Source organism: Limnospira platensis NIES-39 (assembly GCF_026000695.1).
In the GTDB taxonomy this organism is placed as follows: Bacteria; Cyanobacteriota; Cyanobacteriia; order Cyanobacteriales; family Microcoleaceae; genus Limnospira; species Limnospira platensis.
Genome location: NZ_AP026945.1, coordinates 2,619,919 through 2,642,676, shown reverse-complemented (window position 1 = coordinate 2,642,676; position 22,758 = coordinate 2,619,919). Strand labels below are relative to the sequence as shown.

General features: G+C 43.7%; 21 protein-coding genes, 1 rRNA gene and 1 pseudogene. 10 read left to right on the top strand and 13 right to left on the bottom strand.

Going from position 1 to position 22,758, the window contains the following annotated elements; translation table 11 throughout:
- Positions 1–51: 51 nt before the first annotated feature.
- The gene (locus tag N39L_RS12930) at positions 52–1,251 is read right to left on the bottom strand and encodes a WecB/TagA/CpsF family glycosyltransferase (RefSeq protein WP_014275426.1); all 1,200 of its coding nucleotides are present in this window, start codon (positions 1,249–1,251) and stop codon (positions 52–54) included.
- 200 nt (positions 1,252–1,451) lie between these two features.
- On the opposite strand from N39L_RS12930, the gene N39L_RS12925 reads away from it, so the two are divergent.
- Positions 1,452–2,642, top strand: coding sequence for a class I SAM-dependent methyltransferase (locus N39L_RS12925; RefSeq protein ID WP_014275425.1), 1,191 nt, complete (start codon positions 1,452–1,454; stop codon positions 2,640–2,642).
- Between the two features lie 2 nt (positions 2,643–2,644).
- On the opposite strand, the gene nadC is transcribed toward N39L_RS12925, so the two are convergent.
- A complete protein-coding gene (gene nadC / locus N39L_RS12920) occupies positions 2,645–3,559 on the bottom strand; it encodes a carboxylating nicotinate-nucleotide diphosphorylase (protein ID WP_014275424.1) in 915 nt (304 codons plus the stop codon).
- A gap of 68 nt (positions 3,560–3,627) precedes the next feature.
- A 5S ribosomal RNA gene (rrf, locus tag N39L_RS12915) occupies positions 3,628–3,744 on the bottom strand.
- A 275-nt stretch (positions 3,745–4,019) separates the two neighbouring features.
- Here rrf and N39L_RS12910 point away from each other — a divergent pair.
- The 3 genes from N39L_RS12910 (at position 4,020) to N39L_RS12900 (ending at position 6,710) form a co-directional block, all read left to right on the top strand.
- Positions 4,020–4,709, top strand: coding sequence for a SanA/YdcF family protein (locus tag N39L_RS12910; RefSeq protein ID WP_014275422.1), 690 nt, complete (start codon positions 4,020–4,022; stop codon positions 4,707–4,709).
- 101 nt (positions 4,710–4,810) lie between these two features.
- Positions 4,811–5,707, top strand: a complete 897-nt coding sequence (locus tag N39L_RS12905) for an AEC family transporter (RefSeq protein WP_014275421.1) — start codon at positions 4,811–4,813, stop codon at positions 5,705–5,707.
- 109 nt (positions 5,708–5,816) lie between these two features.
- Positions 5,817–6,710 (top strand): fructosamine kinase family protein, encoded by an 894-nt coding sequence (locus tag N39L_RS12900; protein ID WP_014275420.1) that lies wholly within the window; start codon positions 5,817–5,819, stop codon positions 6,708–6,710.
- A gap of 17 nt (positions 6,711–6,727) precedes the next feature.
- Here the strand turns inward: N39L_RS12900 and N39L_RS12895 are convergent, their stop codons facing one another.
- The 3 genes from N39L_RS12895 to N39L_RS12885 form a co-directional block, all read right to left on the bottom strand.
- Positions 6,728–8,440 carry a DUF262 domain-containing protein gene (locus N39L_RS12895; RefSeq protein ID WP_014275419.1) on the bottom strand — a complete coding sequence of 571 codons (1,713 nt, stop codon included), beginning with the start codon at positions 8,438–8,440 and terminating at the stop codon, positions 6,728–6,730.
- Between the two features lie 61 nt (positions 8,441–8,501).
- The gene (gene lipP1 / locus N39L_RS12890) at positions 8,502–9,446 is read right to left on the bottom strand and encodes a LipP1 family hormone-sensitive lipase (protein WP_014275418.1); all 945 of its coding nucleotides are present in this window, start codon (positions 9,444–9,446) and stop codon (positions 8,502–8,504) included.
- A complete protein-coding gene (locus tag N39L_RS12885) occupies positions 9,430–10,116 on the bottom strand; it encodes a class I SAM-dependent methyltransferase (RefSeq protein WP_014275417.1) in 687 nt (228 codons plus the stop codon). Before N39L_RS12885 ends, lipP1 begins: the two co-directional genes overlap by 17 nt.
- 181 nt (positions 10,117–10,297) lie before the next feature.
- On the opposite strand from N39L_RS12885, the gene N39L_RS12880 reads away from it, so the two are divergent.
- A complete protein-coding gene (locus N39L_RS12880) occupies positions 10,298–10,495 on the top strand; it encodes a heavy-metal-associated domain-containing protein (protein ID WP_006619650.1) in 198 nt (65 codons plus the stop codon).
- 3 nt (positions 10,496–10,498) lie between these two features.
- Here N39L_RS12880 and N39L_RS12875 read toward each other — a convergent pair whose 3' ends face one another.
- The 5 genes and pseudogenes from N39L_RS12875 to N39L_RS12855 form a co-directional block, all read right to left on the bottom strand.
- Entirely contained in the window at positions 10,499–11,530 is a 1,032-nt protein-coding gene (locus N39L_RS12875; RefSeq protein WP_014275416.1) for an ABC transporter ATP-binding protein, read from the bottom strand.
- Positions 11,531–11,595: 65 nt separating this feature from the next.
- Positions 11,596–12,570: an ABC transporter ATP-binding protein gene (locus N39L_RS12870; protein WP_006619652.1), complete on the bottom strand. Its 975-nt coding sequence runs from the start codon at positions 12,568–12,570 to the stop codon at positions 11,596–11,598.
- Positions 12,571–12,581: 11 nt separating this feature from the next.
- Positions 12,582–13,415, bottom strand: coding sequence for a nuclease-related domain-containing protein (locus tag N39L_RS12865; protein ID WP_014275415.1), 834 nt, complete (start codon positions 13,413–13,415; stop codon positions 12,582–12,584).
- 70 nt (positions 13,416–13,485) lie between these two features.
- Positions 13,486–14,619: a redoxin domain-containing protein gene (locus tag N39L_RS12860; protein WP_014275414.1), complete on the bottom strand. Its 1,134-nt coding sequence runs from the start codon at positions 14,617–14,619 to the stop codon at positions 13,486–13,488.
- A 111-nt stretch (positions 14,620–14,730) separates the two neighbouring features.
- Positions 14,731–17,268 (bottom strand): annotated as a pseudogene (locus tag N39L_RS12855) (EAL domain-containing protein).
- Between the two features lie 131 nt (positions 17,269–17,399).
- Here N39L_RS12855 and dapB point away from each other — a divergent pair.
- Together dapB and N39L_RS12845 are read left to right on the top strand one after the other, a co-directional pair.
- Positions 17,400–18,227 carry a 4-hydroxy-tetrahydrodipicolinate reductase gene (gene dapB, locus N39L_RS12850; protein WP_006619656.1) on the top strand — a complete coding sequence of 276 codons (828 nt, stop codon included), beginning with the start codon at positions 17,400–17,402 and terminating at the stop codon, positions 18,225–18,227.
- 89 nt (positions 18,228–18,316) lie between these two features.
- The gene (locus N39L_RS12845) at positions 18,317–19,024 is read left to right on the top strand and encodes a DUF8619 family protein (protein WP_006619657.1); all 708 of its coding nucleotides are present in this window, start codon (positions 18,317–18,319) and stop codon (positions 19,022–19,024) included.
- Here N39L_RS12845 and N39L_RS12840 read toward each other — a convergent pair.
- A complete protein-coding gene (locus N39L_RS12840) occupies positions 19,021–19,650 on the bottom strand; it encodes a precorrin-8X methylmutase (RefSeq protein WP_006619658.1) in 630 nt (209 codons plus the stop codon). The two genes, N39L_RS12845 and N39L_RS12840, sit on opposite strands and share 4 nt — an antisense overlap.
- A gap of 214 nt (positions 19,651–19,864) precedes the next feature.
- Here N39L_RS12840 and N39L_RS12835 point away from each other — a divergent pair, with 214 nt between their 5' ends.
- From N39L_RS12835 to N39L_RS12825, 3 genes are all read left to right on the top strand, one after another.
- Positions 19,865–20,287 carry a heavy metal-responsive transcriptional regulator gene (locus tag N39L_RS12835; RefSeq protein ID WP_006619659.1) on the top strand — a complete coding sequence of 141 codons (423 nt, stop codon included), beginning with the start codon at positions 19,865–19,867 and terminating at the stop codon, positions 20,285–20,287.
- Positions 20,288–20,351: 64 nt separating this feature from the next.
- The gene (locus tag N39L_RS12830; protein WP_014275411.1) at positions 20,352–20,594 is read left to right on the top strand and encodes a thioredoxin family protein; all 243 of its coding nucleotides are present in this window, start codon (positions 20,352–20,354) and stop codon (positions 20,592–20,594) included.
- A 57-nt stretch (positions 20,595–20,651) separates the two neighbouring features.
- Positions 20,652–22,073, top strand: a complete 1,422-nt coding sequence (locus tag N39L_RS12825; protein ID WP_014275410.1) for a permease — start codon at positions 20,652–20,654, stop codon at positions 22,071–22,073.
- Here N39L_RS12825 and mtnB read toward each other — a convergent pair.
- Positions 22,070–22,693, bottom strand: coding sequence for a methylthioribulose 1-phosphate dehydratase (gene mtnB, locus N39L_RS12820; protein WP_014275409.1), 624 nt, complete (start codon positions 22,691–22,693; stop codon positions 22,070–22,072). The two genes, N39L_RS12825 and mtnB, sit on opposite strands and share 4 nt — an antisense overlap.
- Positions 22,694–22,758: the final 65 nt, after the last annotated feature.

Here is a 22,758-nt window from a genome sequence, read left to right as displayed (position 1 = left end):
TTGGCTCAAGCCATCAAAGACTTTCCCCCTTTGATGCTCATAACCTATTAATTAAATTTCCGGTTCCATAAACTCTAAAAATAAGTCCACAGTCTCCGGTTTAACCCATCCCTTATTAATAGCCATTTCTCCAAACTTGAGTCCGGTTTTATGTTGGTTTTGTAAAATCATATCAATTTGCTTTTCATTTAATAAAGCCGCTGATTTTAAATAGTATCCTAAAGGATGCTGTTCTCTGTTAAGAGCTAATTCTGGTAACTTCTCAGTGAAAAACTCTATCGTTTCCGGTTTCAGTAAACCTTGAGAATTTAAAATGTCTCCAAAACGCAGGTTTTTTCGGACTCGCTGAGTTTGTAAAACCATCTGTACTTGATCTGGGGAAAGTAAACCCGCCCTTTGTAAGACACGCCCCACAGGTCGATAAATTAAACCCCTAGGCGATTCAATCAATACATTACTAGGAATTTCCGAGTATTGTTTTTTAACCCGGTTTAACCAATGATACTCAGTTAATAGTTGTTTAGTTGCTAATAACATAAACGGCGGAATTGTCTTAGCATAGCGACCAAACAAACGATTGGGTTCTTGAACTAATCGGTAAAACCATTCTAACCCGGACTCTCGCACCCACTCTGGGGCGCGAGTCTGAAAACCAGCATAAACCGGAAATACCGCCCCAATTCCGATCATCACAGCCCGAATTTTGCCGCGATGCTGATGAATAAATTTTTCTTGTTTAGGACATCCCAGAGAAACAAAGACTAACCCCGCCCCACTATTGTGAATTTCTTGGATTAATGCCTCATCTTCGGCCGGAGTCAGGGGGCGAAATGGCAAAGATTTAAACCCCGCGACTTTTAAACGGGGAAATTCATGGCTCATCTTGGTTTGCATTTTTTCCAGCACTTCTGGTTTAGAACCTAAGAAAAAAACGCTGACGTTATATAAAGGTGCTAAGTTACACAGACTAAGGAGCATATCCATTCCTGCTACCCGGTCTTGAGGAATACCTACTTGCCGAATCATCCAGACTAGAGGCATTCCGTCAGGAGTCACCATATCAGCATTTTCTAAGATCCGAGCAAATACAGGATTCCAATAGGCTTCCATCAGCATATGAACATTTGCTACACAAACGACTCGGCTTTGTCGCCGAGAACCCCACTCCAAAATAGTTTCGATTTGGTCGCTGAACTGGAGAGCTGTAATATAAGATCCTACAACTTTAACTTGGCGAATAGGTAAGCTCATAGTTGATATATAACTTGAATATAACTAAGTTTAAAAAAAATCAAGCCATAGGTTTACTGCCAGTATAATCGACTCCATAGCTTTTTGGCAAATCAAGTTTGATTAACTTAGATTGTGATTTGTATCTTTCTTAGGAAACCTGACTAGGCAAATCATGAGGACAATGATATGTTAGTAGGTAAATATTAGCACCTCTAACTATGCTAGAAAAATCTATCTGTCCGGTATGCGGTTCGGAACATCGCCAAGTATTTTGGGAAATGTTGGATATTCCGGTTTTTTGTAATATATTATGGTCGGAGCGTGATGGGGCTATTAATTGTAATCGTGGCGACTTGAAACTGGCTTTTTGTCAAGATTGCGGTTTTATTGATAATATAGCTTTTGATCCAGAACGTTTAGAATATACCCAAGTTTATGAAAATGCTCTGGATTTTTCCCCTCGGTTTCAGCAGTATGCTCATAATTTAGCTACCAGATTAATCAATACCTACAATTTACAGGAAAAGATTATTATTGAGATTGGATGTGGTAAAGGTGAATTTCTTAGCCTATTGTGTGAATTAGGGAACAATCGCGGCATCGGTTTTGACCCGACTTATGTGCCTTTAGCTGACCATGAAGCATTTAGCGATCGCCTGACATTTATTCAGGATTTATATTCGGAAAAATATGCTAATTACCAAGGAGATTTTATCTGCTGTCGCCACACATTAGAACACATACCCACCCCCACAAACCTGCTAAAATCCCTCGCACAAATAGTGGGAAATAAACCAGAAACCGGAATTTTCTTTGAGGTTCCCAATGCCTTAGATATCTTTCGTAATCTGGCAGTTTGGGATATTATTTATGAACATTGCTGTTATTTTGCGCCCGTCAGCCTAGGCTATGCTTTCTCATCCTGTGGTTTTGAGGTTAAACAAATAACGGAGGAATTCCGAGGGCAATTTTTATGTCTGGAAGCCCAGCCTAATCTTGATACCCATAGCACCATTAAACCCGAAACCGAACAGGTTAATCAGTTAGCTAACACCATTGCTGAATTTTCACAAAAGTTTGAGGATAAGTTATCAGAGTGGGAACAAAAACTAGGAGATATGGTTAATCAAGGTCAGCGGGTGGTGATTTGGGGCAGTGGTTCCAAAGGTGTGACATTCTTAAACTTTATGAAAGCCGCCAAGACAGCCATTGAATATGTTGTTGATATTAACCCTCGCAAACAGGGAATGTATGTAGCGGGAACTGGTCAAAAAATTGTCCCTCCTGCATTTTTAGTAGACTATAAACCAGATGTGGTGATTATTATGAACCCTATTTATGAACAGGAAATCACCCAGATGCTAGAGGATCTGGGTTTAACATCCTGTCAAGTGCGCTGTGATGTTTGAGGTTAAATCATTCTAATTTTGGAAGGGTCATTAATCCCCAAGTTTCCAGGTCCCAAATTCATGCTGATATCTAACCAGGGGGAACGGGTAATAGTGGCGCTAGTGGAGATATAATCAACACCAATTTCGGCAACTTGGCGAATAGTTTGTAGGGTAATATTTCCCGATGCTTCAATTTTAATGCGGCTATTATACTGGCGAATAATCTCGATCGCCTCTTGCATCATAGCTAGGGACATATTATCTAACATGATAATATCCGCCCCCGCATTTACCGCCGTTTTCACCTGTTCAATAGTTTCGGTTTCCACCTCAATAGTCAGAGGATAAGGCATAGTTTCGCGAATTAGGGCGATCGCCTTTTCAATACCCCCAGCCGCCAAAATATGATTATCTTTAATCAAAACCGCATCATCAAGTCCCATGCGATGATTTTTCGCCCCCCCGACTTGAATGGCATATTTTTCCAACAGTCGCAGTCCTGGGGTAGTTTTGCGGGTATCCACCAGTTGAGTCGGTAAATCAGCGATCGCATCGACATATTCACCTGTGGAAGTGGCTACCCCACTCAGTCGCATCGCCAAATTTAGGGCTACCCTTTCCCCCATCAACAAAGCATCTAGGGGTCCTTCTAATTGTAGAATTACTTGTCCACGATCGCACTGATCGCCATCTTTAACCGTTGGTTTCACCTGAAGGCGATCGCTTAACAGTTGAAAAACCCGCGCCGCCACTGGTAACCCCGCCACAATTCCTGGGGCTTTCGCCTCCCAATGGGCTGTTCCCCATAAATTTTCCCCCCTCAACAGACCATCAGTAGTGCGATCGCCCCTACCAATATCTTCCGTTAACCACTGTTTTAGCAGAGGGTCTAGGACTATCCAGGGCGGTAAAATTGCTGATTTGGGTTTCTTCATGGGATTTTTCCTTAAAAACTAAAGCCTCCCTCCGTTTATCACTGGAAGGAAGCTATAGTTTATATTAATCCTGGCATCTTGCTATTTTCCCAGGCAGCTACCCGCCAAGTATCTTCGCCGTTTCAGCGTTTCACATCCGAGTTCGGGATGGATCGGTGTGGTTCCACTGAGCCATAGACACCAGGAAAGACTTAAAATCTTTCGAGGTTGCCGGAAACTCGCTCTCGCTGTCGCTCTTGCTTGTTTCCCTCGCACAATTAATAATAGTAGTAGGTTATCAGATATATGTCAACCCCTTTGAGCAAATTTTTGGCAAATTTATGTCAAACCCTCTCCCACAGGGATTTTTCCCGTATCTGGGAATAGTTTATATTTCGGGAATGTTGCCGAAACTAGGCAACTGGGGGGGTAAATTATAAAAATCAGCTAGGCTCCCCGGCTACTGCAATTTTTTGGTAAAATGTTGAACTTCTACGCTCAGATCCAAACTATGTTCCCTAAATGGTTAATAATACACTGGCGTTTATTATTGGTGTTATCAGTTATTGGCGGACTGCTCACGCCATTTGTGCTGAACTTATATATTAACTTGCTCACCCAAACTCGTCGCTATACTGAGATCGCCGATGTTCCAGAAAAACCTGTGGCGATCGTCTTTGGGGCGGGACTTTGGGCTGATGGAACCCCTACACCGATGTTAGCCGATCGCATTCAGGGGGCGATCGACCTGTACAAACTGGGACGGGTTGAAAAGATTTTAATGACCGGAGACAATGGCACTCCCGAATATAACGAAGTGGTGGCCATGCAGCTATATGCGATCGACCAAGGAGTTCCCTCAAACGACATTCGCCTGGACTATGCGGGATTTAGTACCTACGAAAGCTGTTATCGCGCCCGGGAAATTTTTGGCATCGAGACGGCGGTACTAATCACCCAACAATACCACCTACCCCGCGCGGTGTATATATGCAATCGTTTAGGGATTGATGCGATCGGTTTTGGCACACCGGACTGGGGCAAATTTCGGGATGATTCCATGCGATTCTATACCCGCCGAGAACTTCTAGCCGTTGTCAAAGCTGTTGTCCAAGTCCATATTCTTCGCCCTAAACCCACCTTCCTAGGACCCTTTGAGGGAATGTATTAGTCTGATACCTTCCCCAATTGTCTGGAGTTGCGTTAGACTATCGCAAAAGTATAGCAGTCAGATCATATCTGGCTGGTTTTTGGCAGCCTTTACCACCTTTGATGATTGCTTTATTTTCTGCTGTTATCCCCGTTGGGTGCATTGTTCTGATTGGTTTTATTGCCGGTAAAACCCTGATTATAGATCGCCAAACCATATCCCGTCTGCTGCTGTATGTTCTGTTTCCCATACTGATTATTGATACACTATATCGGACAAGTCTTACCCCCCAAAATATGGCAGGAATGGGAATAGGGTTTATTTTGACTTATATATCATTGTGTTTGGTAGCTTGGGCGATCGCACGTTATTTAAACCTGTCTCGGTCAACCGAAAAAAGTTTAATTGCCACCACCTCCCTATCAAATGTTGGCAATATGGGGTTATCTGTCACCCTCTTAGCTTTAGGAGAAGCCGGACTAGAAAGGGCGATTGTTTATTTAATCGCCTGGAATTTAGTAGTTTTAATCACAGCGCCAGCTATCATCAAAGGGGAAGGTTGGCAATCATCCTTAAAATTCACCCTCAGATTACCACTATTTTGGTCAATTATCGCGGCTTTGGTACTTTACGCACTTCCAATAAAATTGCCTTTTAATATTGATGAGGGATTGAATTTAGTAGCGGAATCGGCTATTCCCCTCGGCTTATTATTGCTGGGGTTAGAAATTGCCGAAAGTCACTGGAAAATTAGCCTTTATGAAGTGGGAGCCAGTTTTCTCAGATTAATCGGTGGTGCGATTATTGCCTATGGTGTGGGTTCCCTATTAAGACTCAGTGATTTGGATTTACAGGTGTTAATTTTACAGAGTGCTATGCCGACAGCTATCACGGCTTTTCTGATGGTTAATGAATTTGGCGGCGACCAAGTACGCACCGCCCGCGTGGTGGTAGTTTCTACTATATTATCGTTCCTAACTCTGCCTTTGGTATTATGGGGAATTAAAGCGATCGCCTAAAATATGACCCCCGATTTCATGGCGGAAATTCCGATAATCCCATGGGGTTGTTCAGAGCCGAGTCACAGTTGATCTAAAATATAGCCTGAAGCGATCGCTAAAAATTACCATGTGGAATCAAATTTGCGAACACATAACCACTGCTACCTCCCACACCTTTACAGCTAATAACCCTACTTCTGTAGGTGGTGGCTGCATTAACCAGGGATATCGCCTTAATGATGGCGATCGCAGCTATTTTGTGAAACTCAATAGCGCCTCTCAGGTTGCCATGTTTGAAGCGGAAGCCTGGGGAGTTAAACAAATGTGGGAAACCCAAACTATCCGCGTCCCTAAACCCATTTGTTGGGGTACTGCTGGCAATTCTGCTTATATCGTCCTAGAATGGTTAGAGCTAGGGGGTCGTAGCAATTCTCAGGCTATGGAGAAAATGGGGCGGCAATTGGCGCGACTACACCAGTGGACTCCCCAGCCAGACTATCGGGGATATCAACAGTTTGGTTGGGATATCAACAACACGATCGGATCAACTCCTCAAATTAATACCTGGACTACTGACTGGGGAGAGTTTTGGCGAGATCATCGCATTGGTTATCAACTGAAACTCGCCAGACGGCGGGGAGGAACTTTTGAAAATAGCGATCGCCTCCTTGACAAAATACCAGAATTGTTGTCCGGTCATCACCCTAAACCCGCTTTAGTGCATGGGGATTTATGGGGGGGTAATGCCTCTGTTACCCATGATGGAGAACCTGTGATTTTTGACCCGGCTGCCTATTTTGGCGATCGAGAAGTTGATATCGCCATGACCGAAGTATTTGGCGGATTTTCCCCCGCATTTTATCAGGGCTATAATCAAATTTACCCTTTAGATAAAGGTTATTCTCGCCGCAAAATTCTTTACAATCTCTACCATATTTTGAATCATTTTAACCTATTTGGTGGCAGTTATGGTTCCCAAGCCAATCAGATGATTCAGCAAATTTTACGTTCAAGTGTTTAGTCGCTGATATTCTCAATTTACCCAATGCGCCAAATGCCCGCAGCTATGGCAGCTAATCGCTTTTGCCGAGACTCAATTTTATGTTCATCCCAGGTATCATAATGTTCGGCGATCGCTTTAGTAATTTCAAAATTACTCTGGGCATAAACATCCCGCTTAGTCCCATAATCCTGATTGCCAACTTCACGGTTTTTAGTCGCTTCGAGGGGGGTCATATTACCGAGGCGGTAGATTAAGCGTTCCTGTTTACTTTCCTCGATATAAGCCCAGGCATCCGAGGGATTTTCCGGGAGAATATGCTCTAAATTATAGGTGGAACTCTCAAAATCAAACGCTTTCCCGGAGCGCTGTTTCTCAATTTCAAAGAGAATATAGCGGACAATTTTCTTATGGCGAGTATCCGTAGTGCGGAGTTCTTTTTGAGTAAAAGCTCCCTTAAACTGATGATCATCTGGATACACAACACCCAGCGCCGCCAAAACTTCCTCAGCAGTCTTATAGTGACCATGGGAAACCTTCACAGCAATCTCATTATACAAACGTTCTTGTTCATAGGTCTGCAAGTTGCAAATAACATTATAGCGAAATGAAATCACAGCGATCGCTTTCAGAATGCGGGTAAAGGCATCTCTATCGTTGTCAAAAAATTGATGATAACAAGCTAACAGTATTGCCAAAGGCTGACGCACACGAAACATTAACAGTTGCTTTAAGGCTTGTTTTTCATCGGGTTTCCAACTAGCATCATATGGGTCTCCAAGACTCGCATAAACCCCAGCATCATGCTCCAAACTGCGGACTAAGCCAAAGGCATCTTTACGGCTTTTCACCTGTCGTCGAATGATTTTGAACAGATCATATTTACGGACAAGTCTATGGCGACTATTCCAAAAAATACGCAGAAATTCCGGGAAACTCTCACTACCCAATAAACCCACAATCCGCTCCCATTTATCTTCGAGGCTACGCATTTCTATATCATGGGTATCTGCGTTACTAATGAGTGAAAATAAATAGTTTTTGAGTAGATCCGTGGCGGAAAGACGCACCCCTCTGGCGTTAAGAGTTTCAAAAACCTTAAAAGCGTTCAATTCATCTGTAACGGTGATCACAGTAAAAAAGAGTTTGTCTACTAGGGAATCAATAAAAGCCGCAAAATTTTGTCCACTATCAGATTGATTTCCCAGTCGGAGTCTGATTTTTTCTTTAAACCAAATAAATGCTTGGCGTAGTTGATGTTCAGAGGCTTTTAGACCTCGTTGAGGGAGGGGTTCTAGGGGGACTAGGTAGGTTTGATAAAAACGATCATTATGGCGATTTAGTCTGAGTTTTGATTGGGGAATGAGGGTGACAGGATCGACATAACCAATGTAGCTATTTTGCAGTTGGTATTGGCGACGACTGTTGTTGAGTGCATCCAAGTCCGCCTTCACTAAATCTTGTAAATAAGACAAACCAGCCAGGATCATAATACTGATGGTAGTCATTCGTTGTTGACCATCAATAATATCGAAGTGTTTGCTATCAGATGATTGTAGCACGAGGTAGCCCATATAATGAGCGGGTTCGCTATCTTCTTCAAATAAAGCAGTCAGATCTTGCCACAGGTCGTCCCATTCGTCATTTCCCCAGGAATAGTCACGCTGAAAGGGAGGTACATGATAGATTAAGCCATTACCCAGAAGTTGGCGGAAGGTGGTGTTGGTGGTGTGGAAATTTAGGGTTGCCATGATTAATTATCACCTCTGGCTGATGATTAAATTCGGGTAAATGGGCGCAGAATAGATGGGATTAACTTTTATGGGAAAATCCCTGTTTTAATTCGATCGCACATTCGGCTAGTGCTTCCTGTCCTTGACTGATAAATTTGGCTAAATTAATGAAAGCATGAATGGTTCCTGAATAGCAAGATATTTTCACGGGAACTCCGGCTTTTTTGAGGCGATCGCCATAAGCCTGTCCTTCATCCCGTAGGGGGTCTAATTCCGCAGTGATAATCAAAGCGGGAGGCAAATTTGATAAATCTTCGGCTAACAGGGGGGAAGCATAGGGATTATTTTTATCAGCAGGGTTGGTGATATAAAAACTACACAAATGCCTAATATCATCGGTTCTCAGAAAGTAATTTTCGGCAAATAGGCGGCGAGATTCGCTGTCAATTTCTACCTGAGTTATAGGATAAATTAACAATTGATAAACTAGGGGGGCTAGTTTTTTGTCTCGCCGTTTTAAGGCTACCACCGCCGCTAAATTTCCCCCCGCACTTTCTCCCCCAACCGCAATGCGATCGCTATCCCAGTTGTAAGTTTTAGCCTGATTAAACACCCACTCCGTCGCGGTCAAACCATCTTCAATGGCGGCTGGAAATGGATGTTCTGGTGCGAGGCGATAGTCTACTGAGACAACCACACATTCTGCGCCATTGGCGAGGCTGCGACAAATACTATCTACCATGTCTAAATTACCGATCACATAACCGCCACCGTGGAAATAAACTAGAACCGGAAAGGGTTGGTTTCCCTTGGGGGTGTAAATGCGGATTGGTAATTCTCCACCGAGACCCGCAATGGTGCGATTTTCGACTTTGGCGATCGCTTCCGGTGGGTGACTGGCTTTAACAAACATCTGATTAAGGTTTCTCAATTCGGCGGGTTCCATGGCACTAATTGGGGGGTGATTAGATGCTGATACATGATTGAGAAATGATTGGGTTTCGGGATTAACTGAAGGGTTCATTTATTGATTTATATTCAATACATAATTGCCGGGCATCAGGACGGTTTTCGGCTACAAATTCATGGCGATTTATTTCGGTCAAGCCGCAGGTTTTAAAGGCTGATAATTCTGCCTCAGATAAAGGCCATGGGGGGCCGTCCGGTGCGGCTTCGGTGTCACGAAATCGGGTAATTAACAATAAAATACCATCGGGAGCTACCAGATTGGCGATCGCCTTAATTGCTTGGGATCGGACTTGTAAAGGCATGGATTGAGTAATCCTAGATTCGAGTACAAAATCGAACTTTTCTCGCCAATTATGATCGGGGTCTAACAAGTCGGCGACTGTATAATTTACCTGAGAATTGGGAAACCTTTCGCGACACCAAGCGATCGCTGTGGGAGAAATATCAAAAGCTGTCACCTGAAAGCCAAAATCTGCTAAGGCTTCCGCATCATCTCCTAACCCGCAACCCAACACTACAGCGGTTTTATTATCATCCTCAATTGCATGATTTTCTAGCCATTGTTGCAGTTGGGGATGAGCCACCAATGTGGCCCAAGGAATCAAAGACGGATCGCCTTGGGATTCAGCATAAAGGCTTTCAAACCATGCGGTAGGATGGGATTGAGAATTTTCGACCATTTCGATAATTTTTTGCCTGAGATTGTTAGGAGGAACTAGAGACATGGGTTAACTAAGACTATAATGGAACATTGATTAAGTATGGATATTTACGATTATAGCCTATCAGTGTGATTCGGGAGGTCTCAGGTTATGATATTTACCTGGATTTGAGGGGATTTCTCTTAATACAATTCTCAAATCTTACTGTAATGCTATACTATACGGGTATTTTACGAGGCTAGTTATGACTATAAAACTTACGGTTTCTTCAATGGTTTGTGATGCTTGTGCTAACAGTGTAACCAAGGCTATTCATACTGTTGATAGTGATGCTACTGTCAATATTGACCTAAATACAAAGGTGGTGACTGTGGAAGCAACTGCTTCTGAGTCGGCGCTAAGGGCGGCGATCGCTAAAGCTGGTCACACTACAGAATCATAGGATTTATAGAGGGTTTTGGGAATCCCATAAATGACAGGAAACAAAATGTCCGGGGTTAATTTCTCGCAATTGGGGTTCCTCGACCCGACAGCGATCGCCAACTAATTTCGCCGAGGGACAGCGGCTATAAAATCGACATCCACACGAGGGTAATAAAAAGCTGGGAACATCTCCTTTCAGGATAATTCGTTCCCGTTTGGCTTCGATTTCTGGGTCGGGAATAGGAACAGCAGAAAGTAACGCTTTAGTATAGGGATGAAGGGGATAATCATAGACAGAATTGCACTCCCCTATTTCCACTATTTTACCTAAATACATGACTGCTACCCGGCTGGAAATGTAGCGGACTATACTTAAATCATGGGCGATAAATAGATAGGTTAAATTCAGGCGTTTTTGTAGCGATCGCATTAAGTTAACCACCTGTGCTTGAATAGAAACATCCAAAGAGGCGATCGGTTCATCACAGACCAAAAAATCCGGGTCAACTGCTAAAGCCCTAGCTATAGCTATTCGCTGTCTTTGACCACCCGAAAACTCGTGAGGATAACGATTAATAAATTGGGGATTCAGTCCCACTAATTCTAATAACTCTTGCACTCGATTAATCAGGGATTCACCCTTAGCTAATCTATGAATTAATAGGGGTTCCCCAATGATTTTTTTTAGGGTCATTCGCGGATTTAGGGAAGCGTAGGGGTCTTGGAAAATTATCTGCATTTGGCGGCGCATGATCCGCAACTTTTGGGCATCTAATTTAGTCAGATCAATATCATTAAAATAAACCTGGCCACCTGTGGGAGTTTGAAGCTGTAAAATCGCCCTACCTGTAGTGCTTTTCCCACAGCCAGACTCCCCAACTAAACTAAGAGTTTCACCCCGTTTTATCTCAAATGTTAAACCATCTACTGCCCTAATTATCCCTACCTGTTTCTGTCGAAATATACCCCCACTGACTGGAAAGTGTACCTGCAAATTCTCAACCCTTAATAGGGTATCTGTTTCTGGCTTACTGGGGTGTGTTTTGGCAACCATCAGGTATCAAAAATTCCAAGAAAATAGATAGATTTTAGGTAGCATAAAATCATCCTTTTGTCAAGTCATGGTTTAACCCAACAGGCGACTTGATGATGGGTGGCGACTAATTCTAAAATCGGATCTTCCTGAAAACAACGGTCGATCGCATATTGACATCGAGGCGCAAAGGGGCAACCTTGAGGATAGTTAATCAAATCTGGGGGAGTCCCTGGGATAGCCGGGAGAGTCTCTCCCATGTCGCGGTCAGGACGGGGGAGGCTTTTTAACAATCCCATTGTGTAGGGGTGACGAGGATGCTTATAGAGTTGATTAACGGGCGCTTCTTCGACAATTTGACCTGCATACATGACTAAAATGCGATCGGCAAATCTCGCCAAAAGTGCTAAATCATGGGTAATCCAAATTACCGCCATTCCCATTTCATTTTGCAACTGTTTAATCATCTCAATAACTTGGGCTTGCACAGTTACATCTAAGGCGGTTGTCGGTTCATCAGCAATTAATAATTGTGGATGACAGGCTAATGCCATAGCAATCATAACTCGCTGTCGCATTCCCCCAGAGAATTGATAGGGATAGCTACCAAGTCGGCGTTTTGCTGACGATATACCGACCTTTTCTAAAAGGGCGATCGCCTGTTGTTGTGCCTCTAATTTAGTAGCCCCAGAATGCACTTGTATAGCCTCAGTAATTTGTTTACCAATAGTTAAAACCGGATTTAAGCAAGTCATCGGGTCTTGAAAAATCATCGAAATTTTGTTACCCCGAATCCTTCTTAATGCCGATTTATTGACTTTAAGTAAATCCTGCTTCTCAAACCAAATCTCTCCCCCAGAAATCCGGCCAGAATTGGCAGAAATTAGCCGCAAAATTGATAACACTCCCGCACTTTTCCCCGAACCCGATTCTCCGACAATGCCAAGAGTTTCCCCAGCATTAACATGATAGGAAATGCCATTAACAGCCTTAACTACCCCATCAGTCGTGATAAAACGAGTTTCTAAATTTTTAACTTGTAGCAGTGGTGATATCATCATTAAAAATTGATTTACATATCTTTTTTTAACCTAGGCTTAGGCTTAGGTTTGGGTTTAGGCTTAGGTTTAGGCTTAGGTTCCGGTTCCGGTTCCGGTTCCGGTTCCGGTTCCGGTTGAGAATTGCGAGGCTTAGGCTTAGGCTTCGTTTCTGGTTGCGGTTGCGGTTGCGGTTTAGATAAGGGTGACAATTCATATTCTTGGATATGTTTACTAATCCTAAAAACCTGTTCATCTGTGAGATATGCGGGAGATTTCGATATCATCGATATTAAATCTGTCATACTCGTTAAAACTGGCACAGAACAATTTTTAGCCCCCACCCATTTAGCTATAGGAAAAACCACCGGCGCAGTAATACAATCAGTAGGTAAGTCAGGTATTTCTGAAAAAATCCACCGCTGAAACATCTGTTGATGATAAAGACTTTGGGAAGTAGGACTGTTAGATACAGGAACCCACTGGGAACCCTCACGCCGTTTCCAGTTATCTTGATTAGCCGCCAAGGAACCCTTCCAGGTTTTCACTTCAATTAAAAAAATACCTCGGTTCCCAATCACTAGCAAATCAATTTCTGTTAAACTGCCAGAAGTAGCAGGAATCAGGGCATTTTTAAATAATACCCAATTATCAGGAAAGGTCATCAGCAACAGAGCAATTAAATTTTCCCCTAAACTACCCTTAACTTGATTTCGGATTTGCTTAAATTCAAATACTCCTGCGCCTATCATCCCCAAGAAACCACCACCCAAACCCTGACTAGCTTCCTCCCGTTGGCTGGATACTTTGCGATTAATATTTTGCTTAAATTTAGCTTTCAGAGATGGCGACTGCTTTAGAACTTTCATAAAATTAATTCTCACCCTGGTTAAACTTCACAAAATAGGGGGCTAACTTAACCCCCCAAATGATGCTTAATTAAGCATTCAGCTTAATGACACGACTGTAATCATTTCTGACCCGGTTTTCGTAAGCATTGCGTTTTTCGGCATCTTCATCACCATAGAAGAAAGAAAGCAAGGCAAAACGTCGCCCTGATGTCACATCAGTAGCCTCGTGCATGGTCGAACAGGAAAAGATGACAGCATCCCCTGTGGCAGGTTTATACAAATGGGGTGCGTGTTCAGGAAATCTTAAACAACCACCTTCGTATTCTTCAGCATTAAGGTTAATAGTCATGGCAAATCGCCGATGCAATGTTCCCCCAGTGGTGTTGTCTCGATGGGGTCGGAAAAAGCCCCCTGATTCACTATCATAGCAGCCTATTTTGTAGCATTCACGGCGAGTTAGCTGGAATTGAAAGGCTTGCAGAATTTCGGGAAATACCCGGCGCTGCATAATAGAATCGATGTAATTTTTAACGGGTCCGTCCTGTATAAAGTGATCGCGCCGTCGCTTGAAACTGGGGTCAACATAGCCGACGGTTTTTTCTCCTTCTCTTTTCATGAACCCTGATTCATCATTACCTTGAGTTTCCCAAATATGGATGAGTTCCCGACAGAAACGTAAATCCAAAACTTTAGGGATTAGCAACACAGGAGCCTGCATTTTGATGAGGCGAGGAGGTTCTTGGGCGACTAAATCTTGAATTTCTCCTAGGAATTTTTGGGTAAATTCTTCGAGGGGATGTAATGGGTAAATTTTGAGAATGCGAAGATTGCGATCGAGCAGGAAAGCGACACGGTTATAAACGATGGTGTTGCTATTTTTGCCGTCGCAAATATAGGCTCCGTATTTGGTGCTAACTTCTCCTTTGAAATCGGAGAGTAAGGAATAATTAAGGTGATGATTTTCGGCGAAGGTTTTGCGAGTTGAGGGGGGGTTGAGACTGATGCTAAAAATCTGAAGATCAAAGCGATCGCACAGGGACATAATATCTTGCAATCGACAAGCGATTTTTTCGCATTCTGAGATTTGATCCCCTGCATAAAATACTAACAGAATTGGTTTCCCAGCATGGGAACGGAGGACAATATTTTTGCCGTTGGAGTCCGGTAAACTGAACCAGGGAGCCGGATCGCCTACGGTGAGAATAGAAGTAGAATGAACCATGACATCAAAAGAATAAACTCCTAGATATTTTTGACCTCAATCAAAGAGGTGATCACAAAATCGACTCAACTGGTGACGTAAATATTAGGGCATTGGTTCCCAAAAATGTATTTACCAATGGGGATGAGATGTAAAGAATTGTGTAGCATGGTCAGCCGATATAGGTCTTTGGAAATAGTAGCCTTGAGCATATTCACAACCGAGCGATCGCAATTGTTCCAATTGTTCAGGGGTTTCTACTCCTTCGGCGATCGCATCTAAATTTAAAGCCTATGCTAACATCAAAATAGTTCTGACAATTGCCAAATTTTCCACCTCTGTGGCTTCCCCAATATGAGCAATAAATGAGCGGTCAATTTTCAGGACATCCACGGGAAAACGAGGTAAATAACCCAGGGATGAAAACCCGGTGCCAAAATCATCAATACTTAACTTGATTTGCAAATTCTTTAACTGATGAAGGAGGCGAATAGTAGCTTCCACATCATCCATAATCACGCTTTCGGTAATCTCCAATCGTAAGCCACTGGGGTCAATGCCCGAATCTTGAATAATTCCCTGAATTTCAGTAACTAAATCAGGGTGAATAAACTGTCTGCCCGATAAATTCACGCCCACAATAATCTGACAATCAGATTTTAAAGACTGCTGCCAAATTGCCAATTGATGACAAGCCTCTTGCATAGCCCAGCGACCAATAGGAATAATTAATCCGGTTTCTTTAGCGACTTTTAAAAACCGTTCTGGTGTCACCAAGCCTTGACGAGGATGCTGCCAACGTACTAAGGCTTCAAAACCGACGATTTCCCGAGTTGTTAAGGAAATGACAGGTTGATAATACATGACAAATTCCCCACGGGTTACGGCTAAACGCAGGTCAGTTTCTAATTGCAGGCGATCCAAGCCACCCACCTGCATAGTGCGTTCAAATACTTGATATCGAATATTTTTGAGAGACTTCGCCCTCAGCATGGCGGTGTTACCATTACGGAGTAAATCTTCGGCGCGAGTTTCGGCTGTATCGGCTAAAGCAATGCCAATACTCACGGTTTTAAATACCTCATGACCATTGAGAATAAAGGGATAAGTTAAGTCTTTTTGGATGCGTTCAGCCACGATGGTCGCATTATTTACTGATTGTAAATTCCTCAGCAAAATGGCAAATTCATCAGCGCCCAAACGTGCTATAGTATCCCCTAATCGGACAGAGTTGTTGAGTCTTTCTACTAATTGGAGTAGCAGTTGATCACCGGCCAAGTCTCCTAAGCTGTCATTAATTAGGCGGAAATTATCAATATTAATAAATAATACGCCACAGATAGATTTATTCCGTTGAGATTTGGCGATCGCTTGTTGAGTGCGATCGAGAAATAGGGAACGATTAGGCAATCCAGTTAAGGAATCATGAAGGAAGTTATGAATTTGTTTATAAGCAATTACCCCAGTGGCGGCTAAAGTCAGGGCTAAAACCGGAGAAGCTAGGGGAATCCAAGCATTAAACAAAAACAGGACGTAGGTAGTGCCAAAAATTGTGAATATCCCTAGGAAAAAGTACAATCCTTGCATTCCTGGATGGTGGATACGCCAAGCCAGGAAACCGCCACAAATTCCCCAAAGACTCAACCAGATAATTTCTACCCACTGAGGCACAAACCAGAATAAATTAGAGGTCTGAGAATTACCGGAATCTACCCCTAAAATCTGACTAACTATATTGGCATGAATAAAAACACCTGGCATTTTCGGTGCTGTGGATTCACTGACACTATAGGGGGTAAAAAATTCGTCTTTAATACTGGGTGCAGTGGCTCCGATTAAGACAATATTATCATTAATTAAATCCGGGGAAACTGTACCGGCTAAGACTTGGCTCAAGGTGACGACGGGGGCGGGTTGAACTGCCCGATAGTTGAGCAGGATTTGATAACCGCGATCGTCAATATTGGAGTAGCCCCCATTATGAGACCTTAAAGGCACAAATACCCGATTATTTAACTCCATATATTCGGGCTTTTTGTGATAATTTTTGGGTTCGATATCCTCAAATTTGAGATAATGTAATGCCAATCGTAAACCGAGGGAAAAAAAGGTATTTCCCTGGGATTCAGCAAATAACAGTTGGCGGCGCACTACCCCGTCTGGGTCGAGAATTAGGTCATTAAAGCCAATTTGCTTGGGTGGTAGTTGAGGAGGGGGGGGAATACTGGGATTGTCGGGGTTGCCAATTTTGGTAATGCCAAATATATTAGGAGCCTGGAACTGTTGACCTAGTTCGGCGCTACCTGGTGGGTGAGGTAGATCCCGATATATATCTAAACCGATCGCCCTCGGTTGATGCTGTTGTAGGTTAGCTAAAACTTGGGCTAATACGGCATCGGACATAGGCCATTGTTCTTGGGCGGCAATATCTGATTCGGTAATGGCTACAATCAAAATGCGGTCATCAGGTTCCGATTCGGGTCGGAGGCGAACTAACCCGTCAAACAACCTCAATTCTACTGGTTGCAAATCTCCCCTGAGTTTAATCCCAGTTAGTAATAAGGTGCTGGTGAGGCTAATAATCAACCACAATGGGGGAGTAATTCGTAAGACCAGCAATCGCCATTGAGATAGCCGTGACCATTGGGAAGCAGAGTTGTGACGCAGCATTAATCAGCAGAAATGGACTACCCCATTCTATCATACCCAATTTAGATGGGGCAGTTCTCTAGCTTCTATAGACAGAAAGTGGTTGGATAGTCTAATAATAGTCTAATCAAGGATGTTTCTGGTTTAAAGTCATGGTAGGTCAATTTCCAATTCCAGTGGTGGTCAATGGTGCTGGCGGTAAAATGGGTCGCGAGGTGGTCAAAGCGGTGGCTGCTGCACAGGATATGACCCTGTTGGGGGCGATTGATAGAAATCCGGCTTATCTGAATGAAGATGCTGGAACCTTGGCGGGGATGGAACCTTTAGAGATTCCCATTACAAACGATCGCGAAGGAATGCTGGCTATGGCGGCCCAGGAAAAGCAGCCAGCGGTGATGGTGGACTTTACCCACCCAGAGTCAGTATATGACAATATTCGGGCGGCGATCGCCTATGGTGTCCGTCCGGTGGTGGGGACTACTGGGTTAAGTGAAGCCCAAATTCAGGATTTGGCCGAATTTGCTGATAAAGCCAGCATGGGATGTTTATTGATTCCTAATTTTTGCATTGGCATTGTACTTTTACAACAGGCGGCGATCGCTGCTTCTCAATATTTTGACCATGTAGAGATTATTGAGTTACACCATAATCAAAAGGCTGATGCACCTAGCGGCACGGCGGTTAAAACTGCCCAAATGTTGGCAGAGTTTGGGAAAACCTATAACCAAAGCCAAGTTAAAGAAACCGAACAACTACCCGGCGCTAGAGGTGCGATCGCTGATGAACAAATCCGCATTCATAGTGTACGTTTACCTGGTTTAATTGCTCACCAAGAGGTAATTTTTGGGGCGGCTGGTCAAATTTATACCCTCCGCCACGATACCACCGATCGCGGTTGCTATATGCCCGGTGTCTTGCTGGCAATTCGTCAAGTCTTATCCCTGAAAAGTTTGGTGTATGGATTAGAGAAAATTCTCTAATCGTGGATAATGGATAATGGATGATTAATGACTACCCGCCCCTGGATTGTGTCTCAGATTAGGCATTGCTCATATTAGGCGTTGATTCTATGCTAATTCCACTCACCCGTCAAACTTTCCATGAACTCGTCCCGGCTGTGGCTACTAGCGAACAGTATCAACACTGTTGGGGGAAACCATCGCAATTTATCAGAAGATTGTTAGTGTCCGCTGTGGGGACGTTAATTCTCGCCTTAGTGGAGTTATCAGTACAATTTGAAGGCCGGCAAATTTTGTTAATTCCTTTGGTGATGTTTGCTTTATATTGGCTGTGGGGTCCCATTTGGGACGCTAGTATACGAAATCGCCAGTTTCGCAAATATCCCTATTGTGGATTTTGGCAGGGTAAAGTTTTGGATTATTATATTTCCGAAGCGGTAACTAATGAGCAGGAATCTGTTAACTCTAAGGGTGATTTAATTATCATTGAAAACTTAGAGCGGCGGATTAATGTAGAAGTGGGGGATAAGACCGGGTTTGTGGTGAAAATTGAAGCCCCCCTTAACCGCAACCATAAACGACTTAGTCGGGGTCAGGTGGCGGTGATGTTGGTAACTTCCTATCTGGATGACCTCAGCAGCATTAATGAGGTATCTGATGTGTATATTCCTAGTCAAAATATTTGGGTGGGGTCATATCCCTATTTACGGCGGGATATGTTTATGGAAATTACCCGGGAGATGCGATCGCGTTATGGCCGTCCCCAATCGCGATCGCCTCGTCGGACTCCCTCTCCCCGTCAGCAAGCCTATGATTAACCGCCTCCTGACTCATTTCTGCCGTAGGCTTGCCAAGCTAGGTCTACCAAGCCATTAACTATGGCTACAGCGACCACTGAACTACCCTTGCGGCCGTCTATACGGATATGAGATACCATAGAATCATTTAAGCGCGATTTGGCTACATCCGCCCCCACAAACCCCGATGGCGTAGCAATGACTAAGGCGGGTTTAATTTCCTCAGCCTCAATTAAATCTACTAACCCTGATAGGGCCGTTTGTTCCTGACCCACGACAAAAATTCCCTCTGGATAACGTTTGGCTAGGGTTTGAATACCCCAAGCCGTGCGACTTTTTTCCCGTTGGGGTCGAGTCACTGTGTCCAGGGAACAGTACACTGGATTAGCAAAGGTTGACAAAATTTGGGGAGTGATACCCACCTGCACCATGGGTACATCTACTATAATTGTAGTACGGGCAGCTAGAGCCGCTGCTCCGGCTTGCAGGGCTTGGTCTGAAAAGCGCACAAGGCTTTTATATTCAAAATCGGCTGTGGTGTAAATCACCCGCCGGACAATTTCGTACTCTGCGGGAGAAAACACATGAGTACCGATTTCGCGATCGATGATACCCAAACTTTGGGCATCGGTGATATGCCATTCCATCCTGACTCGCCGCTGTTGGGTGTCCTATAATTGGTTCCGGTGTTAGCCAGAACCACAGTGGCGCTGGTTGCGCCTCTTTATTATCGGTTATGGGGGTATCTTATCAAAGATTTGGGATTTAGGGCAGTTTTATCGATAACTTTATTAAGGACATGGCTGGCTCTGGTCAAGTATTGCAAAAATTCGCTTTCTGTCGGCTAGGGGGGAAATACTTATGTTTAAGGTGGGTGAAGTATCTGATATTTTGGGAATTAATCCACAAACGATTTATTTTTATGAACGGAGAGGATTAATCCCTTCTCCTCAACGGAATGAGGCGGGTTATCGCCTATTTACTCAGGAGGATTTGCAGAGAATTGGCTTTATTATTAGGGCGAAGTCTTTGGGGTTAACTTTGCTGGAGATTAAGGATATTTTAGAACTGAAAAATCAGCGATCGCTTACTTGTCAGGCTGTTTATGAACGTTTGAATTGTAAACTTACTCAAATTCGCGATAAAATTGACCAATTACAGGCCTTACATGATGAATTATTGCCCCTAGTGCAGGAATGTCAGACTAATCTCGATCGCACTAATTCCGACCAACAATGTGTCATCCTAGATAATTATAGCCACAAACACCCGCCTACCCCTTGACATTATACCTAAGTATAAGCTCTACAATAGTCGGCATCAGTTATAGTTCAGGAGAACTCAAATCATGACTGCTGTCAAAATCGAAGTCCTAGGGACTGGCTGCAAAAAGTGTCAGCAACTAGAAGCCAACGCTAAAGAGGCGATCGCCTCCCTAAATATCGACGCGGAAGTTTTACACATTACCGAACCCATCAAAATAGCTGAACGAGGAGTTATGAAAACTCCCGCCTTGGTGATTAATGATGTGGTAGTCAGTCAGGGGAAAGTAGCCACCCCTGAACAGATCCAAACTCATCTCAAACCTTAATTTAAGTCTATACCCTAGGAAACCTGGTGCGTTGGGATTATCCCATCTCATTATACCATGTCTTGCCGAAAATTGCCCACAATTTTACCCCTTCCACCAGGTTTTTTTTATACATCTAAACTGCGGAAAATCGCCCGGAGTAAACACATGAGAATTTCCACTTTTTGGCGGGAACAGTGGCAGCCTCTCGCCTTCATTATCGCTATATTTTTACTGTGCTTTTATCTCCCTGTAGAAGCCATACAACAGTCGGAAAGGCTACAAAATGCCTTCTGGGAGTCTCTTTATCTAGTCCGCTGGTACGCTCAAGAACACGTTTTGCTGTGTCTAATTCCGGCGTTTTTTATTGCGGGTGCGATCGCCGTTTTCATTAGCCAAGACTCAGTAATGAAATATCTGGGAGTCAAGGCTAACCCTTGGCTGGCTTATGGTGTCGCCTCTGTATCCGGTACTATTTTAGCAGTTTGTTCCTGCACTGTACTCCCTTTATTTGCCGGAATTTACCGCATGGGGGCCGGTTTGGGTCCGGCGATCGCTTTTCTGTACTCAGGACCCGCCATTAACGTTCTAGCCATTATTCTCACTGCTAGAGTTTTAGGATGGCAATTAGGTCTAGCCAGGGCAATTTGTGCCATTATTTTTAGCATTATTATCGGCTTATCAATGCAGTGGTTTTTCCGCCATGAAGAAATCGAAAAAGTCAAAGCCGCTTCCCTGTTGTCTGAACCCGAAGAGACTCGCCCCTTATGGCAAAATGCCGTATTTTTTGCCGTCCTGGTCGGTATCCTAGTTTTTGCTAATTGGAGTCCGCCAGATGTTAATACTGGTTTGTGGTATCTTATCTATTCCTTAAAATGGTGGATAACTGGCTTGTTTGGTATCGCCTTGGCTGCCATTTTAGTCGCTTGGTTAAATCTCAACCTGGGAAAAGTTTTGTTAATTGGTGCTGTCACTGTGGTATTATCATTACAGTTCCATCAATACCCTTTGATTGCCTTTAGTTTTGCCGTGGTCGGTTTATCTTGGTTGACCAGTACCGATAAAAATGAGGCGGGAGAATGGTTTGAGTCTTCCTGGGATTATGCTAAACAAATTTTACCCCTATTATTGCTAGGGGTATTAATTGCGGGCGCTTTATTAGGTCGTCCCGGTCAGGAAGCCTTAATTCCTTCTCAATGGGTCGCTACGGCGGTGGGTGGTAATTCCATTTGGGCGAATTTTTTTGCGGCGATCGCTGGTGCTTTTATGTATTTTGCTACCTTAACAGAAGTGCCCATTTTACAGGGATTAATTGGTAATGGTATGGGAGACGGACCCGCCTTGGCTTTATTATTAGCAGGTCCGGCTTTATCCCTTCCTAATATGCTGGTTATTCGTAATATTATCGGCACCCAAAAAACTGTCGTCTTTGTGGCGCTGGTCGTCGCTATGGCTACCATTAGTGGTATCATCTATGGGGGGATTATGGCGATGTTTTAAAACTTGATGCCTACCTGACGGGCTGCTACAATATATCTAAAGATATATTCGGCTAATTCTACATGATTTTCCGCTTCGGCGGCGGAATTAGCCCAGACTGTCACCCCATGATTACGAATTAACAAAGCCGGGACTTGCGGGGGTTCTTGGTGAAAGCGATCGCTTATTTCTTTAGCAATTTTGGGAACCTGTAAATGGTTTTTAAAAACCGGCATAAACACCTGGGGATTTTCCTCCCACACCCCCAAACCTTTTAACATCTCAATCGGAGGTAAAGGCAATTGGTCTCCTTCCACAAAATTAGTCACCAATTTCGCCTCAACCGAATGGACATGATAGCAGGCTTTAGCATCAGGAAAACAGGAATAAATCGCCTGATGGATACTCGTTTCCGCTGAGGGTTTATTCTCAGGCTTAGGGGTTTCTAGCAATTCCCCCGTGAGAGAAACCCGCACAAAATCATCCGCCGCTAATTTCCCCTTTTGTTTACCACTAGCAGTAATCCAAAAACTGCCATCTTCCACCCTAGCCGACAAATTGCCAGCCGTCCCAGCCATCCATCCTAGCTGATAAAATTGGCGAGATGCTTCAATTAAAGATTCACGGGGGTCTGTATTCATTACATTATCCATTATCCATTAATTACCGGGTGGGTGGGGACAGGTTTATTAATCGGGTCGGTGAG

Bases quoted from the DNA above. Each gene is read 5' to 3' on its own strand.
- N39L_RS12930 (WP_014275426.1), bottom strand. From the start codon at position 1,251: ATGAGCTTACCTATTCGCCAAGTTAAAGTTGTAGGATCTTATATTACA.
- N39L_RS12925 (WP_014275425.1), top strand. From the start codon at position 1,452: ATGCTAGAAAAATCTATCTGTCCGGTATGCGGTTCGGAACATCGCCAA.
- nadC (WP_014275424.1), bottom strand. From the start codon at position 3,559: ATGAAGAAACCCAAATCAGCAATTTTACCGCCCTGGATAGTCCTAGAC.
- N39L_RS12910 (WP_014275422.1), top strand. From the start codon at position 4,020: ATGTTGAACTTCTACGCTCAGATCCAAACTATGTTCCCTAAATGGTTA.
- N39L_RS12905 (WP_014275421.1), top strand. From the start codon at position 4,811: ATGATTGCTTTATTTTCTGCTGTTATCCCCGTTGGGTGCATTGTTCTG.
- N39L_RS12900 (WP_014275420.1), top strand. From the start codon at position 5,817: ATGTGGAATCAAATTTGCGAACACATAACCACTGCTACCTCCCACACC.
- N39L_RS12895 (WP_014275419.1), bottom strand. From the start codon at position 8,440: ATGGCAACCCTAAATTTCCACACCACCAACACCACCTTCCGCCAACTT.
- lipP1 (WP_014275418.1), bottom strand. From the start codon at position 9,446: ATGAACCCTTCAGTTAATCCCGAAACCCAATCATTTCTCAATCATGTA.
- N39L_RS12885 (WP_014275417.1), bottom strand. From the start codon at position 10,116: ATGTCTCTAGTTCCTCCTAACAATCTCAGGCAAAAAATTATCGAAATG.
- N39L_RS12880 (WP_006619650.1), top strand. From the start codon at position 10,298: ATGACTATAAAACTTACGGTTTCTTCAATGGTTTGTGATGCTTGTGCT.
- N39L_RS12875 (WP_014275416.1), bottom strand. From the start codon at position 11,530: ATGGTTGCCAAAACACACCCCAGTAAGCCAGAAACAGATACCCTATTA.
- N39L_RS12870 (WP_006619652.1), bottom strand. From the start codon at position 12,570: ATGATGATATCACCACTGCTACAAGTTAAAAATTTAGAAACTCGTTTT.
- N39L_RS12865 (WP_014275415.1), bottom strand. From the start codon at position 13,415: ATGAAAGTTCTAAAGCAGTCGCCATCTCTGAAAGCTAAATTTAAGCAA.
- N39L_RS12860 (WP_014275414.1), bottom strand. From the start codon at position 14,619: ATGGTTCATTCTACTTCTATTCTCACCGTAGGCGATCCGGCTCCCTGG.
- dapB (WP_006619656.1), top strand. From the start codon at position 17,400: ATGGTAGGTCAATTTCCAATTCCAGTGGTGGTCAATGGTGCTGGCGGT.
- N39L_RS12845 (WP_006619657.1), top strand. From the start codon at position 18,317: ATGCTAATTCCACTCACCCGTCAAACTTTCCATGAACTCGTCCCGGCT.
- N39L_RS12840 (WP_006619658.1), bottom strand. From the start codon at position 19,650: ATGGAATGGCATATCACCGATGCCCAAAGTTTGGGTATCATCGATCGC.
- N39L_RS12835 (WP_006619659.1), top strand. From the start codon at position 19,865: ATGTTTAAGGTGGGTGAAGTATCTGATATTTTGGGAATTAATCCACAA.
- N39L_RS12830 (WP_014275411.1), top strand. From the start codon at position 20,352: ATGACTGCTGTCAAAATCGAAGTCCTAGGGACTGGCTGCAAAAAGTGT.
- N39L_RS12825 (WP_014275410.1), top strand. From the start codon at position 20,652: ATGTCTTGCCGAAAATTGCCCACAATTTTACCCCTTCCACCAGGTTTT.
- mtnB (WP_014275409.1), bottom strand. From the start codon at position 22,693: ATGAATACAGACCCCCGTGAATCTTTAATTGAAGCATCTCGCCAATTT.